The sequence below is a fragment of the Bacillus sp. V26 genome, from assembly GCF_034296245.1.
GTDB lineage: Bacteria > Bacillota > Bacilli > Bacillales > Bacillaceae > Bacillus > Bacillus halotolerans.
In genome coordinates, this window is the sequence record NZ_JAXKQF010000003.1 from 407,028 (window position 1) to 422,479 (window position 15,452).

18 protein-coding genes are annotated in these 15,452 nt (G+C 46.2%); 4 read left to right on the forward strand and 14 right to left on the reverse strand.

Features of this window, described 5'->3' with window-relative positions; translation table 11 throughout:
• Positions 1-3: 3 nt before the first annotated feature.
• The gene (spsA, locus tag UJ203_RS12845) at positions 4-774 is read right to left on the reverse strand and encodes a spore coat dTDP-glycosyltransferase SpsA (protein WP_188323361.1); all 771 of its coding nucleotides are present in this window, start codon (positions 772-774) and stop codon (positions 4-6) included.
• 320 nt (positions 775-1,094) lie between these two features.
• On the opposite strand from spsA, the gene gerQ reads away from it, so the two are divergent.
• Complete coding sequence (gene gerQ / locus UJ203_RS12850) at positions 1,095-1,640, forward strand: spore coat protein GerQ (protein WP_024123267.1); 546 nt, start codon at positions 1,095-1,097, stop codon at positions 1,638-1,640.
• Between the two features lie 45 nt (positions 1,641-1,685).
• Here gerQ and UJ203_RS12855 read toward each other — a convergent pair whose 3' ends face one another.
• The 3 genes from UJ203_RS12855 to UJ203_RS12865 form a co-directional block, all read right to left on the reverse strand.
• A complete protein-coding gene (locus tag UJ203_RS12855) occupies positions 1,686-2,057 on the reverse strand; it encodes a DUF423 domain-containing protein (RefSeq protein ID WP_010332332.1) in 372 nt (123 codons plus the stop codon).
• A 62-nt stretch (positions 2,058-2,119) separates the two neighbouring features.
• A complete protein-coding gene (locus UJ203_RS12860) occupies positions 2,120-3,442 on the reverse strand; it encodes a purine/pyrimidine permease (protein WP_322011325.1) in 1,323 nt (440 codons plus the stop codon).
• 19 nt (positions 3,443-3,461) lie between these two features.
• Positions 3,462-3,779, reverse strand: coding sequence for a YwdI family protein (locus UJ203_RS12865; RefSeq protein ID WP_193659882.1), 318 nt, complete (start codon positions 3,777-3,779; stop codon positions 3,462-3,464).
• Between the two features lie 166 nt (positions 3,780-3,945).
• Here UJ203_RS12865 and UJ203_RS12870 point away from each other — a divergent pair, with 166 nt between their 5' ends.
• Positions 3,946-5,316: an aldehyde dehydrogenase gene (locus UJ203_RS12870; protein ID WP_322011327.1), complete on the forward strand. Its 1,371-nt coding sequence runs from the start codon at positions 3,946-3,948 to the stop codon at positions 5,314-5,316.
• A 24-nt stretch (positions 5,317-5,340) separates the two neighbouring features.
• Here the strand turns inward: UJ203_RS12870 and UJ203_RS12875 are convergent, their stop codons facing one another.
• The 5 genes from UJ203_RS12875 to UJ203_RS12895 all read right to left on the reverse strand — a co-directional run bounded on the left by UJ203_RS12875 (position 5,341) and on the right by UJ203_RS12895 (position 8,475).
• A complete protein-coding gene (locus UJ203_RS12875) occupies positions 5,341-6,018 on the reverse strand; it encodes a uracil-DNA glycosylase (RefSeq protein WP_322011329.1) in 678 nt (225 codons plus the stop codon).
• A 13-nt stretch (positions 6,019-6,031) separates the two neighbouring features.
• The gene (locus UJ203_RS12880) at positions 6,032-6,838 is read right to left on the reverse strand and encodes a glycosyltransferase family 2 protein (RefSeq protein ID WP_322011331.1); all 807 of its coding nucleotides are present in this window, start codon (positions 6,836-6,838) and stop codon (positions 6,032-6,034) included.
• A gap of 95 nt (positions 6,839-6,933) precedes the next feature.
• Positions 6,934-7,461 carry a hypothetical protein gene (locus tag UJ203_RS12885; RefSeq protein WP_322011333.1) on the reverse strand — a complete coding sequence of 176 codons (528 nt, stop codon included), beginning with the start codon at positions 7,459-7,461 and terminating at the stop codon, positions 6,934-6,936.
• Between the two features lie 47 nt (positions 7,462-7,508).
• Positions 7,509-8,144, reverse strand: a complete 636-nt coding sequence (locus UJ203_RS12890; RefSeq protein ID WP_322011335.1) for a permease prefix domain 1-containing protein — start codon at positions 8,142-8,144, stop codon at positions 7,509-7,511.
• Positions 8,137-8,475, reverse strand: coding sequence for a PadR family transcriptional regulator (locus tag UJ203_RS12895; protein WP_044159912.1), 339 nt, complete (start codon positions 8,473-8,475; stop codon positions 8,137-8,139). Before UJ203_RS12895 ends, UJ203_RS12890 begins: the two co-directional genes overlap by 8 nt.
• 144 nt (positions 8,476-8,619) lie before the next feature.
• Here UJ203_RS12895 and UJ203_RS12900 point away from each other — a divergent pair, with 144 nt between their 5' ends.
• Positions 8,620-9,435 (forward strand): bifunctional hydroxymethylpyrimidine kinase/phosphomethylpyrimidine kinase, encoded by an 816-nt coding sequence (locus UJ203_RS12900; RefSeq protein ID WP_322011338.1) that lies wholly within the window; start codon positions 8,620-8,622, stop codon positions 9,433-9,435.
• 214 nt (positions 9,436-9,649) lie between these two features.
• On the opposite strand, the gene UJ203_RS12905 is transcribed toward UJ203_RS12900, so the two are convergent.
• The 3 genes from UJ203_RS12905 to scrA form a co-directional block, all read right to left on the reverse strand.
• Positions 9,650-9,898: a hypothetical protein gene (locus UJ203_RS12905; RefSeq protein WP_024123279.1), complete on the reverse strand. Its 249-nt coding sequence runs from the start codon at positions 9,896-9,898 to the stop codon at positions 9,650-9,652.
• 93 nt (positions 9,899-9,991) lie between these two features.
• On the reverse strand, positions 9,992-11,431 hold the full coding sequence (gene sacA, locus UJ203_RS12910) for a sucrose-6-phosphate hydrolase (protein ID WP_322011341.1): 1,440 nt from the start codon (positions 11,429-11,431) through the stop codon (positions 9,992-9,994).
• Entirely contained in the window at positions 11,428-12,813 is a 1,386-nt protein-coding gene (gene scrA / locus UJ203_RS12915) for a PTS system sucrose transporter subunit IIBC (protein ID WP_322011343.1), read from the reverse strand. Before scrA ends, sacA begins: the two co-directional genes overlap by 4 nt.
• Before the next feature lie 299 nt (positions 12,814-13,112).
• On the opposite strand from scrA, the gene UJ203_RS12920 reads away from it, so the two are divergent.
• Entirely contained in the window at positions 13,113-13,880 is a 768-nt protein-coding gene (locus UJ203_RS12920; RefSeq protein WP_105954447.1) for a formate/nitrite transporter family protein, read from the forward strand.
• Positions 13,881-13,909: 29 nt separating this feature from the next.
• Here the strand turns inward: UJ203_RS12920 and sacT are convergent, their stop codons facing one another.
• Positions 13,910-14,749 (reverse strand): sac operon transcriptional antiterminator SacT, encoded by an 840-nt coding sequence (gene sacT, locus UJ203_RS12925; RefSeq protein WP_322011346.1) that lies wholly within the window; start codon positions 14,747-14,749, stop codon positions 13,910-13,912.
• Positions 14,750-14,790: 41 nt separating this feature from the next.
• Positions 14,791-15,093, reverse strand: a complete 303-nt coding sequence (locus tag UJ203_RS12930; RefSeq protein WP_059292278.1) for a hypothetical protein — start codon at positions 15,091-15,093, stop codon at positions 14,791-14,793.
• Positions 15,094-15,452 lie beyond the last annotated feature (359 nt).

A 15,452-nucleotide genomic window follows, 5' to 3' on the forward strand; every position in this document is an offset into this window, starting at 1 on the left:
CTCTCACCCCATTCCAAGCTTTTTTAATGATTCACGCAGTTCGCGGCAGTTGCGCTGCGGAGGAAGATTCCGAACGAACTCGTTTTTTTCTGACTCAAACAGCTGAAAATGAATGGATTGGTCTGTAATATAGTTCAGATCAAGCTCCTCGGCCAGCGGGTAAAACGGATAAAAATGATTGACTCTCCAAAAGAACCGGGCATCACCGATCCGATAAAACGCCGGGCTTTCATCCCAATAAGAGCCAAACGCCTCCTTCACCTTCTCAAGCACCGAATACCTGTGCATCACCGAGCAATGGTCAATTGCGCACGGAGCGTTCCACGTTACTTGACTGGCGGGCCTGACAGTTTCTTTTATAATGTCTCGATTCTGGTTTAAATGATAGGTTTTCGAGCTTGAGTAGATCACAGCCTTTTCCGGGTGATCATCGAGTTCACGCACCATCTTTAACAGCCGATCCGGCATATAGATGTTGTCATCCGTTGCATAGGTGATATATTCACCCTCTGCCATCTCAATCGCTTGATTGATCAGGGCCGCGTATCTCGTTTTTTCCGTTCTTTCCTTCACTCCAGATACATCGCTTTGATAGAAATGCACACGGTTATCATTCAAAAAGGGACGGATTTCATCCAGCGTCTCTTCATTTGAGTTGTCATCCATAATAAACAATTCAAAATCAGAAAAAGTTTGTGAGAGTATGCTTGAAATGGACTTTGCCACATAATCGCTTTTGTTATAGCTCGTCATAATCACTGAAACTTTCGGCAAATCCTACACCTCCTTCTTGAATTTTCACACCTGAAACTAACGTTATCTTATGTTGCTTAAGCGCAAGTTGCGCTAGGAATACAGACTAATATGCGAAAAGATTGTGTACGTCCATTGAAAAAACAGTGATCGGCCAGAGAAATCGGCACGCTCACTGTTCTTTTTTTCAGCATATTCCAAGCTTTGGCCTCATAAGGTGAAAGAGATAAAAATCGCAATAGCGACTAAGATCGTTTGTCATCGGAGGTGAGTCATCTCGGATCGTTTATTTATACATCCGGAACATGTTCTGAATGGTTTTCATAAAAAGGAGGAACGATATGAAACCGAAAAAAAATCAATATCAGCAAATGCAGGGATATGATATGCAGGGGTATTCGCCTCAATTCGGCCCAAATCCGTACCCGCAGCCGCAAGGGCAAGGCCCGCAAATGCAAGGCCCACAAATGCAGACTATGGGACAAATGCAGCAAATGCCCATGCAGCAGGGGCAGCAAGGCTTCGGATTCCCCACTCAGCAGCAAGGCCAGGGCGGCGGGTTTCAAATTCCATCGGGGCCGACGCCATCGGGCGGCCAAAACATTCCCGGCATGCTGCCTGTCGAGGAATCATATATCGAAAATATACTGCGCCTGAACAGGGGAAAAACAGCTACCATCTATATGACATTTGAAAACAGCAAAGAGTGGGGATCAAAGATTTTTCGCGGCGTCATCGAGGCTGCGGGCCGGGATCACATTATTATCAGTGATCCAAAGACAGGAACCCGCTATCTTCTGCTGACGATCTATCTTGATTACGTTACCTTTGATGAAGAAATTGCATATACGTACCCATACTCGATGTCATCCTATTCGCCAAGATAAAGAAATAAAGCCAATCTCTCATATCATGAGGATTGGCTTTTTTATTTATAGATATTTGACGGCTGCGACAACGATCATGATCCAAGAAATAATGAACGCCACACCGCCGAGCGGCGTGATTGCCCCGAGAATGGAAATTTGCGTCACGCTGAGGATGTATAAGCTTCCGGAAAACAGCACAATCCCCGCAAACATCAGCCAGCCGGCTGTTGTGACGCTGCCGATGCCAGACAGTTTATCCGCAAGAAACGCGACAACAAAAAGCCCCAGCGCGTGATACATATGATACTGCACGCCTGTGTGCCAAACCTGAAGATATTTATCAGGAATTTTCCCTTCTAATCCGTGTGCGCCAAATGCCCCGAGGCCCACGGCAAGCATGGCATTAATAGCGCCTAATATGATAAATACTTTCATCTATTCTCTCCCGCCTTTTCGTTAAACTCATATCAATTATCATATCGCACCTGTATGAAAATTCAATGTTTGTTCTCTGATGACACGAGATTGTCGGATTTTCTCCTGCGCCAAAGCTGAAACTGATCCATCGCTATTGCAGCAAGCGTCCCTAAGACAAGCCCGTTGCTTAACAGAGAAATAAACACCGGATGCATATCCTTTAATGCACTTTCTGGCACAAACATAATGCCGACACCTGTAAGCAGTGAAATGCCGATCACAGCCCGCACTCTTTTCAGCTCTGATTTCTCATAGGAATCAAATTCAGTAAACGCCAAACCAACCATTGCCGAGAACACAACAAAGTTTACCGCGAATCCAACGGGTGACGGCAGACTCGCAAACGCATTCATAAAAAACGGAATCACGCTGATGAAAACGACCAGCATACTGCCGAGGACAAACGGCTTTTTAGAAGGCATCTTTGTCGTTTCAATAAAACCCGCGGCTCCCGAAATCGGAACCGGTGCAATGGCTCCAGACAAACCGCTCAGCAAATGGCTGAATGCAGCCGCAAAACCGGCAGGGCGCTCATGACGCTTTCCATCTGTCTGTTTGCCGAATTTTTTCACCGCAATGTCCACAACCTTCATACTTGCCAGCATGTTAACGATCAGCAGGATCGTAATAAAAACCGAGGTGATGGCTAGGCCGCTGTTAAATAACGGAGCACCGAACGGAAACAGAGACGGCAGCTGAAACAGCCGATCCGGCATTTCGATCGGTTTCGCAACGCCCGCAGCCGCAAACAGCACCCATCCGCCGAAAAGGGCCAATAAAATAGAATATTGCCTTAAAAAAACGATATTAGAATTTGACATGATAAAAGCTGCGGCGACGACAACCAGCGCGAGGACAAATACAAGACCGTCCACGCTGTCTTTTAAATAGCCGATGCCGAGAAGCCCTTTTATTATCGGCTGGCTCAGCTGCATGACGAGCAGCAGCAAATAGACCCCTGTCACAACTGGAGTAAACAAGGCAGCAAGCCGATCAATGACCTTGAAGACACTTAACAAAAAGAAACATACAGCGCTTACAAGAAGCGCCCCCTGCAAGCCGCGCAATGTTTCGCCATATGTCGCAAACACCGTTCCGGTCAGGCCGCCGTAGATCGTGTACACTCCCCACCACAAGCCGGCAGGGCTTTCATTTATAGGCAGTTGGTGTCCTTTCAAACACTGAATAACTGCGGCAATTCCCAATACAAAAAAAGTGCTTTGAATCAGCCGTGCAGAATCTGAATGATCCAGATGAAACGACTGGGCAACCGCCACCGGAACAACAATCGCCGCCGCAATCATAAACGCTGTCCATTGCAGAGCGCCAAGAACCAATTTCACGTAAGCTCAACCTTTCTGATTAAAAATCAAATAAAGACTCTCCGTTTCCATCCTCTTCCTGCTTATCTTTTTCCTGCTTCCGATATTTGTTTAATCCCGCGCTGCCCATCATTTTTTCCATCAGCAGCTGGTCTGTCGAAGGCGGCGCCGAAGGACTTGCCGTGACACTCGGCTGAATGCGCGGCGCGCTCCCCGTCTCCGGCTGATCCAGCACGACGTCGCACAAAGAACGGACGACCGCCACGTGACGCTTCAGCTCCTCATCACCTTCAGCCGTCTTTGCTTTCTTCAATTCCTCTTCCATCTTCTGAATCAAAGCGGATATATGAATGTTCATGAAAAATCCTCCAAAAATAAAATGTAGTCTCCCTGCATTTTATCAAATTCCCGCCGCAAACGCAGACAAGAGTTTGTTATTTTTTCTGACAAGCGCCTCGCATTTGACAAGCAGAAGACAATTTTCACATAATGAATCACCATGACCCGCAGGAAGGAGAGAGAATATGAACAGTATCCCCTCGATTGTCAGCAGCCATCAAGCATTTTTCGCGGCAGGGCATACAAAATCAATTGACTCAAGACTGGACGTCTTAAAGAAATTGAAACACACCATCAAAGCGTATGAAGCAGACATCACAGCCGCTCTCTATCAGGATCTTCACAAATCTGAACAAGAAGCATACTCAACGGAAATCGGCATCGTTCTGGAGGAAATCAGCTTTGTGATGAAACGGCTGAAAAAATGGGCCAAGCCGAAAAGAGTCAAAACGCCATTGACCCATATCGGTTCCAAAAGTGTCATTATCCCCGAGCCGTATGGCACCGTCTTGGTGATTGCGCCATGGAACTATCCTTTGCAGCTGGCGCTTTCTCCATTGATCGGAGCCATTGCGGCCGGAAACACGGTCGTTCTCAAACCCTCAGAATATACGCCAGCTGTTTCGGCTGTTCTTTCCGATCTCATCCGCGACGTTTTTCCGGATCATTATGTCGCTTTGGCGGAAGGCGGGCCGGACATCAGCACAGCTTTATTACAGCAGCCGTTCGACTACATATTTTTTACGGGAAGCGTCGCCATAGGAAAAGTTGTCATGGAAGCGGCGGCCAAACAATTAATTCCTGTCACCTTAGAGCTCGGAGGCAAAAGCCCCTGCATCGTGCATAAGGATGCTGACATCAAGCTTGCCGCCAAACGCATCGTCTTCGGGAAATTTACGAATGCGGGCCAAACCTGCATCGCACCGGATTATTTGCTCGTTCACGAAGACATCAAGACAGTGCTTGCGGAAGAAATGAAGCGTGTCATTGGCGAGTTTTACGGACCGCAGCCCGAACTGAATCCGGCTTATGGCAAGATCGTCAGTGAACGCCACTATCAGCGGCTGCTGAGCTTTCTGAAAGACGGTGTCGCGCTAAGCGGCGGCCAAGCCGATCACAGGCACCACAAAATAGCGCCGACCATCCTCGATCAAGTCACAGATGATTCCCCTGTGATGCAAGAGGAAATTTTCGGGCCCATTCTTCCGCTGTTTACATATCGCGGCATCGATGAAGTCATTGAGAAAATCAAGTCGCGTCCCAAACCGCTCGCCCTGTATGTGTTTACGGCAAACCAAACAATTGAACGAGAGGTATTAGAAAACCTGTCGTTTGGCGGCGGCTGTGTCAACGATACGTTAATGCATGCCGCGACACCGTATTTGCCATTTGGCGGCGTGGGAGAAAGCGGAATCGGCAGCTATCACGGATTTGACAGCTTTAATACATTTACGCATAAAAAAAGCGTCGTCAAGCAAACGAACCGCTTCGACTTCGCTTTCCGTTATCCATCCTCCAAAAACGGCTTGCGTTTGATTCGAAAAATCCTCAAATAAAAAAGCGCAGGCCATCTGCGCTTTTTATAAATCCTTTATACACCAATCAATCGGAGCCTTCCCCATTTTCTCCAAGAAGGCATTTGCCCGTGAAAATGGCCTGCTGCCAAAAAATCCGTTTCTTGCTGAGAACGGGCTGGGATGCGTCGATTCAATAATAAAATGCTTGGACGTATCGATCCGTTCTTTTTTCATTTGGGCATGCCGGCCCCACAATATAAAGATGATCGGCCGCTCTCTTTCATTCAGCACGTCAATCATCCGGTCAGTCAGCCGCTCCCAGCCTTTTCCCTTATGGGAATTCGCCTGTCCGCGCCGCACCGTAAGCACGGTATTCAGCAAAAGAACTCCCTGCTTCGCCCAGCTGACGAGCGACCCGTGATTCGGTATGCTGCAGCCGATATCATCCTGAAGCTCGAGAAAAATATTTTTCAATGAAGGCGGCTGCTTCACGCCCGGCTTTACGGAGAAGCTTAAGCCTTGCGCCTGTCCAGGCCCGTGATACGGATCTTGGCCGAGAATGACCACCTTGACATCATCGTACGGCGTATAGTGCAGCGCATTAAAGATATCGCGGCTGTCCGGATAGACCGTCTCCTCCATGTATTCCCGCTTCAGCATTTCTCTCAGCTCTTGATAATACGGTTTTTCAAACTCTTCCTTCAGCTGTTCCCACCAGCTGTCCTGTAAAAGCTGTTTCAAGATGCAAACCTCCTTACGAACGATGAAGTCTGGAATAGACAGGTTTGCCATCCCAAACAATCTCACTTTGTGCTTCCCGCCTCTTCATGTCAGGCTCTTCAAGCAGGACGGCAAAGTTTTTCGTCGGCAGTTCCCCTAGTCCGTGCTTCTCGCTTAAACGATCCAAAAATTGCTTCCGCTTGGCGCCAAGGTCTGCGGACTGATTGTCTCCCGCGTCACTGAATGCATATATCACACTGGCACAAGGCACACGCTTGACCCGGTAATCCTTCGCTGCACGCAAGTAAAAATCCCAGTCCCAATAATTATGCACATCAGCATCGAAATACCCGATCTCATCGTGCAGGAAACGTCTGTACATGCTGCCCGACGGCACGTAGGTCGAGAACACTCTCATATCCTCATAATCAGCGGTATACGCAAATAACTTCCGCGAAATCGGATATCTTGTCCCTTCTCTCTCTTCAAACGACACAATTTCGGCATCAGAATGAACGAAATCTGCCGTTTCCATTTCTTTCGCCATTCTTTCCAGATGGCCCGGCGTGAAGAAATCATCATCATCACAAAGCATGATACAGTCGCCTGACACCTCTTTGACACCCGCATTTCTCGCCGCCACATGGCCTGAGTTCTTCTCTAAATCAATCACAACAATCGGCAGCTCCGGATACAGTGCTTTGGCCCGCTCAACCGATTCCCCGGCATCATTGACAATAATGACTTCATACGGCTTCATAGTCTGCTGCGAAATCGACTCCAGCAGCTCGCACAAAGCCGGAATCCGATTATAGGTCACAATTACGATAGAAATCTTCATGATGCTCTCCTTCTCATTTTCATAGTCATGTACTATTAAAACATATATTGGATGGGAGATCAGTGGGAAGATCCTACCGAACTGTGAAATGGAAACTACAGAAACAGCAAAGTGACGCCTACCAGAAGCACCATAATCAGCATCAGATCTGCGCATACACGAACGACATCTTTCAGGCGGACGCCATTCGGCAGGACGAGATGCCACAGCTTCGATTGATAGACCGGCAGCAGCACCAATGCGTAAGAAAGGCACAAAAAAGTGAATGCCGGCGGAACAAAAGCACAGCCTGCATCGTCCCAATCCCTCACAATTTCAGAAACACTCGTTCCATCTGACAAGAACAAACCAATCAGCAAAGCCAGCAGAACAAAGGACCCCAATTGAACATCAAACAGACGCATGCGTTGGTGGCAAGCAATCCAGAGCGCCCAAAACCAGCCAATAGAATAGAAGAATAATAAAAAAATGATTGCACCAGCAGTAAAAACAACATCTGGCAGCCTATCGAGCAAAAAAACAAGCGGTACGGACACAGCCATAATCAAAAGCATGGAGGCACCCACAAACAAAAATACAGCCACATGAATAACAAAACCATATAAACAAGAGCCGAGTCTCATGACAATCCCCCTTATTACATAGAAATTCTATGTATATACCTAAAAAATCAGGCAAGCTGGCGCCTGCCAAAATAACAGCCTATTCGCCCGCACGCCGGAAATAACAGCGTAGCACAAGCACACGCCCCTATAAACCAAGGTGTCAGCAAAGATTGAAACAGTGCAGCAGGAACGAGATCAAACAGAAAAACAAACATAAAAATAACGTTCGGCACCATGGAAATAAGAATCGTATGCAAAACAAGCCGTTCACCCCGTTGCCCGAACTCCCTGACGCCTTGGTACCCAATCAGCACCCAATAGAGAATATAAGCAGCTAAAATCAGCCACATAGAAACAGAAATGCCTTTCCACACTGCATGAACAAAGGGAGATTCTAACCATGCATGCAATGCCGTAATGGTAATACCTGCTGCAAATAAAGCACTATTGCAGAAAAGATGGAATAATAAAAACGTACGGGCGGATACAGGCTGTTCTTTCTGAAAGGAAGACACAATCTCATCCGGTGTGCCAAATTCCCGAAGCAAACATTCCATGGCTTCCGCCTCACTCTTCCCCTCTTGAATGGAGTGAAACAAGTGGTGGTCAATATGGTTTTCGATCTCTTCGATCATCGCTTCACAATCAGAAACCCCTTTAAGCCCGTTTTTCACTTTATATAAATAAGTCTCTTTATCCATTCTGTCCGCCCCGCTTCAGCATTCGGTCCATCATCGCTGAAAACACGCTCCATTCCTTTGTGCGCTCTGCAAGAATCTCTCTGCCGTCTTCTGTAATCCGATAATACTTACGATCCGGCCCTTTCTCCTGCTTCTCCCAATAGGAAGAAATATATCCTTGCCGTTCAAGTTTATGAAGGGAAGGATACAATGTTCCCTCTTTCATCTGCAGTTCATGATCGCTGCGGCTTCCCATCTCTTTTACAAGCTCATAGCCATACATCGGCCTCTCATTCAGGAGCGTTAATACCAATATCACAGTGCTGCCTTTAATCAGCTCACGATTTAACATGACAAAACCCCTACCTAGTTTTCTTATGTAGCATTTTACGAAATCACCCTGATATTGTCAATTGATTCCTATAAACCTTTCATATTGTGATAAGCAGAAAATCTAACTATAATGAGATATAAAACATTGATGGAGGTTCAACACATGTCTATGCATAAAGCACTCACGATTGCCGGCTCCGATTCCAGCGGCGGCGCGGGAATTCAAGCTGATTTAAAAACATTTCAAGAAAACAACGTATACGGGATGACGGCCTTAACGGTGATCGTCGCGATGGACCCAAACAACAGCTGGGACCATCAAGTCTTTCCGATCGATCCTGACACGATTCGCGCCCAGCTCGCAACGATTGTAGACGGCATCGGTGTGGACGCCATGAAAACAGGAATGCTGCCAACCGTTGAAATTATTGAGCTTGCGGCGAAAACAATCAAGGAAAAACAACTGCAAAACGTCGTGATTGATCCGGTTATGGTTTGCAAAGGGGCAAATGAGGTCCTTTATCCAGAGCACGCGCAAGCCCTGCGTGAACAATTGGCACCGCTCGCTACCGTGATTACGCCAAATCTGTTCGAAGCCAGCCAGCTCAGCGGCATGGGTGAGTTAAAAACGATTGAAGACATGAAAGAAGCGGCGAAAAAAATCCACGCCCTCGGTGCTCAATATGTTGTGATTACAGGCGGAGGCAAGCTGAAGCACGAAAAAGCTGTAGACGTTCTGTATGACGGAGAAACAGCGGAAGTCCTTGAAAGCGAAATGATAGATACGCCTTATACACATGGCGCCGGCTGTACGTTCTCCGCAGCAGTGACAGCAGAACTCGCAAAAGGTGCGGAAGTCAAAGAAGCGATTTACGCGGCGAAAGAATTTATTACTGCTGCGATTAAAGAGTCCTTCCCGCTGAATCAGTATGTCGGACCTACGAAGCATTCTGCATTGCGCCTGAATAAGCAATCATAAGCGTAACAGGCTGCCTTATAAAGAGGCAGCCTGTTTTTATGTTCAATCTTACATATTGGGACGCTCTGTCGCATTCCATTTCACATCTTCGTAACCGCCCGCCTCAAAAATGTCTATATCATAAGAGTCTTTGTGCGTTTGATCTGCCGCTTCCATACTTGAAAGTAGTCCTCTTTTGCAACAGAAAAAACTGCCGATCACATCGGCAGCCTGTTTATTTGGTTTTTAAATTGTTCGCAGATGACCTCAAAAATGTTTCTATCGACTGAACAAAAAGCGCATATTCCTTCATTTGTTCATATGCCCTTGAAAGGGTTTCTGCCGCTTCACTATGCGGCGATGTTCCCCGTAGCATTTTTTTCAGCTGAAGAAGCACATCCTTATATTCTTCCCGCTTATCCTCAACATGATCCGCAGCCTTTTCTAAACATTCCGGTGTTATCTTCTGTTCATGTATATTCAAGAAAACAACTCCTTTTACAGAAAAAAATAGTAGGTTATCGTTGAAGAATAGCACAGATGGCACAGATTTCACATAAGAAAATAGGAGGATTTTCTACATAATTGTCCAAATTCCGACTTTCATTTCAGATTTTCCATTTGATCTCGCTGTCACTTCATCATTTCCCGGGAAAGGAAAATATCTCGCACTGAATACCTCTTCCCCATGATTGATAAAGACTTCCACTGATGACGCGTCGATAAACATGTGTACTGTGTGAAGATTGCTGATACGGCAATGTCTCGCTTCTGTTTTTGTATCGTCAAAGCTTGTGCGCGTCAGCGTGATAAGCCCTTCTTCCTTCTGAAAAGAGAATGTGGCAGTGGCGCGGATATCGATTTCAAAACCAGACTCCGTATTAATGTCTTCAATCAAAATCTCAGCTCTTTCAGGATTTTCAACTGGCAGCGTACCAGACGATCCATACATGTTGATTTGAACTTCCTGCCCATTTTTCCGCATCGCTTTCAGCTCAGGAAGCGGCTGCTGAATCAGCTTCTCCCCTGATAGCGTCAGCTGTCTCGGCAGCGTCATGCAGTGAATCCAGTGATAATCTTTCGTCGGATGATAATTCTCATCCTGATCAGGTACAGCCATCCACGCAAACAGTATCCGGCGTCCCTGATCGTCTTCAAGTGTTTGCGGCGCGTAAAAATCAAAGCCTTGATCAAGCTCCGTAAACACAGCATGCATCAGCCCCGTTTTTTCATAATCAAGCCGGCCTACAAAATATCCGGATTGATACACATTTTGATAATGATAGCCGTCCGCTTCAAGTCCTTGGGGCGAGACAATCAGCACTTCGGAGCCTTGAAGAGAAAACAGGTCAGGGCACTCCCACATATACCCGAAACCGTTCAGTCCGTTGAGACCGGCACCTGTTATCGGGCCGAGAAACGCCCATTCTGTCAGGTTATCGGAAGTAAACAAAACAGCTTGGCCTTTCATGTTCTCCGTTTGTGCACCGATCACCATATACCATTTTCCTTCATGCTCCCACACCTTCGGATCGCGAAAATGAGCTGTATAGCCTTCCGGAAGGCGGGCGACAACCCCTTTTTTCTCAAAGGTCAGCCCATCATCCGATACAGCAAGGCACTGATACGTTTCCCGATTCCCATCCTGATCCCTGACATTTCCTGTGTAAAACAGATAGAGCCGGTCATCTTTGACAACAGCGCTGCCCGAGTAGCAGCCGTTTTTATCAAACCAATCACTCGGAGCCAGCGCAATCTCTTCCCGCTTCCAATTCACAAAATCGCGTGTCGTATAATGCCCCCAAAACTTTGCGCCGTGCCCCGTCTGAAACGGCTGCCACTGAAAAAACAAATGATAGACTCCTTTCCAATACACAACGCCATTTGGATCATTCAGCAAACCAACCGGAGGCATGATGTGAAAGTGCTGGCGGTGCGGATCGCTGTCAGCGATATGTTCTTTTTTCTCAACTTCTTCATAAGCCCGGCGACGCAGCTCCTGATCATGTGCCGTCATTTTTTTCTCTCCTCATCTTCGTTAATTTTCATGACAAACGCCGCAATGAATGCTGATACTGCTGCAATAACCATTCCAATCATATAGTTTACTAGATTTCCAAAGCCAAACGGTGCTGCAATGGCGATCATCGGAATGCCTGTTAACCCGTAAGCGTTTGCAGCAACATGTGTAAATACGACATACGCGCCGCCCAACGCGCCCCCGATCATCGCGGCGATAAACGGCTTCCGGTATCGAAGGTTCACCCCGAAAATGACGGGCTCAGTAATACCAAGAAAAGCAGAAAATGCCGCCGGAAGAGCGATTTCCTTCGTTTTTGCCTTTTTCGCTAAAAAGAAGACGGCAAGGCCTGCCCCGCCTTGGGCGACATTCGCCATAGACCAAATCGGCAATAAATAGTTCCTGCCAAGATCTGAAATAAGCCCCGCCTCAATCGCATGGAAGCTGTGATGAACACCTGTCAGGACGATCAGTGAATAGGTGCCGCCGAAAAGCAGGCCTGCGACAAAACCGGCATGATCGTACACATATGTTAAAGCAACAGTAATACCGGAGCCAAGCGCTCTTCCTAGAGGACCGATGGCAATAAATGCGACAAAACCGGTGACAATGACAGTAACAAAAGGCGTAACAAGCAAATCGACCGCATGCGGAACCACTTTTCTTGTCCATTTCTCTACCTTGCTCATGACATAAACAGCCAGCAGAACAGGGATGACGGTTCCCTGATAACCGAGAAGCGCGATATCAAACCCGAAAAGATGCATATAATCAGGTGACGCTTCCGCCAGACCCCATGGATTCAAAAGAGTGGGGTGTATCATGATTCCCCCGATGACCGCTCCTAAATACGGATTGCTTCCAAACTCTTTTGAAGCGCTGACCCCGATCAAAATCGGCAGAAAGATAAATGCCGCGCTTGAAAACATATCGAGGAGTTGCAGCAGCGCAGAGTCCTTACTCATCCAATGAAAGGCATTGACCATTCCCAATAATCCCATTAACAGACCGCTGGCTACGATGGCTGGAATGATCGGAACAAAAATATTCGAAAGCGTTTTCGCGAATCTTGCCGCAGGGTTCAGTTTCTCTTTAGCAGCATCCTGGTGATTCACATGTTCTTCACGCTCTACATCGGCTTCCTTAGAAAAAGCGTCATACACTTTATTGACAAGGCCTGTTCCAAAAATAATCTGGTATTGGCCTGAACTGCTGAAAGCGCCTTTGACGCCTTCAAGCTCTTCTATTTGCGATTGGTCAATCTTTGATTCATCCCTGATCACTAAACGCAGCCTTGTCGCACAATGAGCCGCGCTGATGATGTTTTCTTTTCCTCCGAGAAGCTCAATGAGGCGTTTTGCAGTCTCTTTAATATTCATCTATTTCTCCCCCTTTTATAAACAAAAAAGACCTAAAATTCGCCAACGAATAAAGGACACAGCGATCCTTTTTCATTTACGCAAATTTTAGGTCTTGCCTGCTTTACCAGTCACAATCCCGCTTATTCGAATGAAGAATACGCTTTCATCATAATTGATGATAGCGTTTTCGTCAACTGTTTTTTTAGATAAAAAGTGATGTAAAACAATTAGACAAAAAGTCGTAAATATTAGTTGTGAAAAGTTTCACAATGTCGTGCTATACTATGCTCATCTATCAAAGAAAGCAGGAAAAGACAATGGAAACTCAAGCATTGCAAAAGGTTGAACAGTATGCTTTAAGAAAACAAAACATATTCGTTTCAAGCAAAATCCGTTATTTGCTCAGATCCATTTTAGCCAGCATGTTTATCGGTTTTGGCATTACAGCCGCAAGCAAAACAGGCAGCTATTTCTCTATTGCTGACTCACCGTTTGCCTTTCCGGCTGCCGCTGTGACATTTGGAGCTGCTATTGTATTAATTGCCTACGGAGGCGGGGATTTATTCACCGGCAACACCTTTTATTTCACTTATACCGCACTCCGGAAAAAAATCCGCTGGCGCGACACCCTGTACCTGTGGGTTTTCAGCTATACCGGCAATTTGATCGGAGCCGTTTTGTTTGCGATTCTTATCAGCGCAACCGGGCTTTTTGAGGGGGCATCCCATTCCTTTTTGATTCATCTGGCAGAGCACAAGATAGAGCCGCCTGCCTCAGAGCTGTTTTTCCGAGGAATGCTGTGCAATTGGCTTGTATGTCTCGCTTTTTTCATTCCGATGTCTCTCAAAGGAGAAGGGGCAAAGCTGTTTGCCATGATGCTTTTCGTTTTCTGCTTTTTTATTTCCGGTTTTGAACACAGCATTGCCAATATGTGCACATTTGCGATTTCACTTTTGATCGATCACCCTGATACAGTCACACTGGCGGGAGCAGTCAGAAACTTAATTCCTGTTACACTCGGCAATCTGGCCGCAGGAATTGTGATGATGGGCTGGATGTATCACACGCTGAATGCCGATCAATAAAAAAACTTCCAGAGATCACTCCCTGCAAGTCAAAGCGGTTTTTCCGAGAGATCTTGAAGACGCTGGACATGCAGCGTGATATAGCCGGCCTCGGACTCCGACAAATGTAATTGATATTCATTTTTCAGAAACTCCGCCAGCTCCAGCGCACATTGATAGGCAAATGAATACTTTTTTTGGATGAAATAAAGCATCTCTTCGTCCATGACATGAAACGCTTCATTTGATTCCAACCGGCTGACCGCGTATCGCAAATGCGTGACAAGGCGTTGATAGGAAATGCTGTTTTCATCCACCTTTCGATTAAAGTAGTTTTCTATTTTCTCTATCATTTCTTTGATCATCGTCGTATGCTTCAGCGCTGAATACATACTCTCTGCATCCATCTTTGCCGTATGGATGTGAAGGGCAATATAACCCGCTTCATCTTCAGGCAGAGACACGCCCAATGTCTCTTTTACATGTCCGATCGCCCACAGGCCGATCTCGTATTCTTTTTTATAGAGCGCCTTTATCTCATGCAATAATTTATTTTGCACAAGCAGCCCATTTTGAATCCTTTCGATCGCAAAGGACAAATGGTCAGAAAGCGCAATATGAATATGGTCGCTCAGCGGCGCCGCGAGCTCCCCTTCCGCATAGCTGATGATATCCTCAGCTATGTCAATATGCTCCTCAGGCAGTGTTTGCAGGATTTGTTTAAATTTTTCATTCTCGTCGTGCACGACAAAAATCTTTTCTACTTTATTCATAGGGATGAGATCATTTTTCTTTTTTTGAAAAGCGATGCCCGGACCCATGACGATTTTTTCCTGATCATCCTCTTTGATTAAAGCCGCATTGTTGTTTAATACCTTATAGATTTTCAAGAGGCTCTCTCTCCCGCCAATTAGCTTTTATGACTGGGATTTTACCTCCTTTTGACCGCCATGTAAAGCTGCGGGCCGGCCCTCTCCTGCTTTGGCGATTCCTTGAAGGCTTGCAGACATCTTCTTTTATAGAGAGCGGCGGCTTTCGCTTTCTGTTTTTCTTCGTCATTCACAGCCATCCGCCATTCATAAAACGAAACCAGTCCTGCGGCTTGCACCGCCGCTTTTCTTTGATATGTACGCTGAGCCGAATAAATAGCGGCAGCCGCATGTTTTCGGTCCGGCGCCACCCAGTTCATCAAAAAGACCATCCACACCCGTAAAGATACAAGCAAACGTTTCATAAAAAAACATCCCTCCGCTTCTTTTTGGCAGGCAGCCTTTTTAGCAGCCCGTTTTTTCAGCCGCAGCTCACAGGAAAAGACGGCCGATTTCTTTTCTCGCAAACTAGCAGCTCTAGCAAAACTCATGACTCTATGATAGACCGTGGAAAGAGAATTCTTTGTCACAATATGAGTGAAAAAACAAACTAGTTTTAAGAAGTTTTGTTGAAAGCTGAAAGAAATGAAATGAAAATTGGAGAACCGCTTTAAAAAGTTTATACACAAGTTATCCCAAAGATAAGAACAACTTAATCACAAGAGATATCCACATGTCCACAAACCCCATCTATATTTTGTATAAGAACATATATTCCCAACTA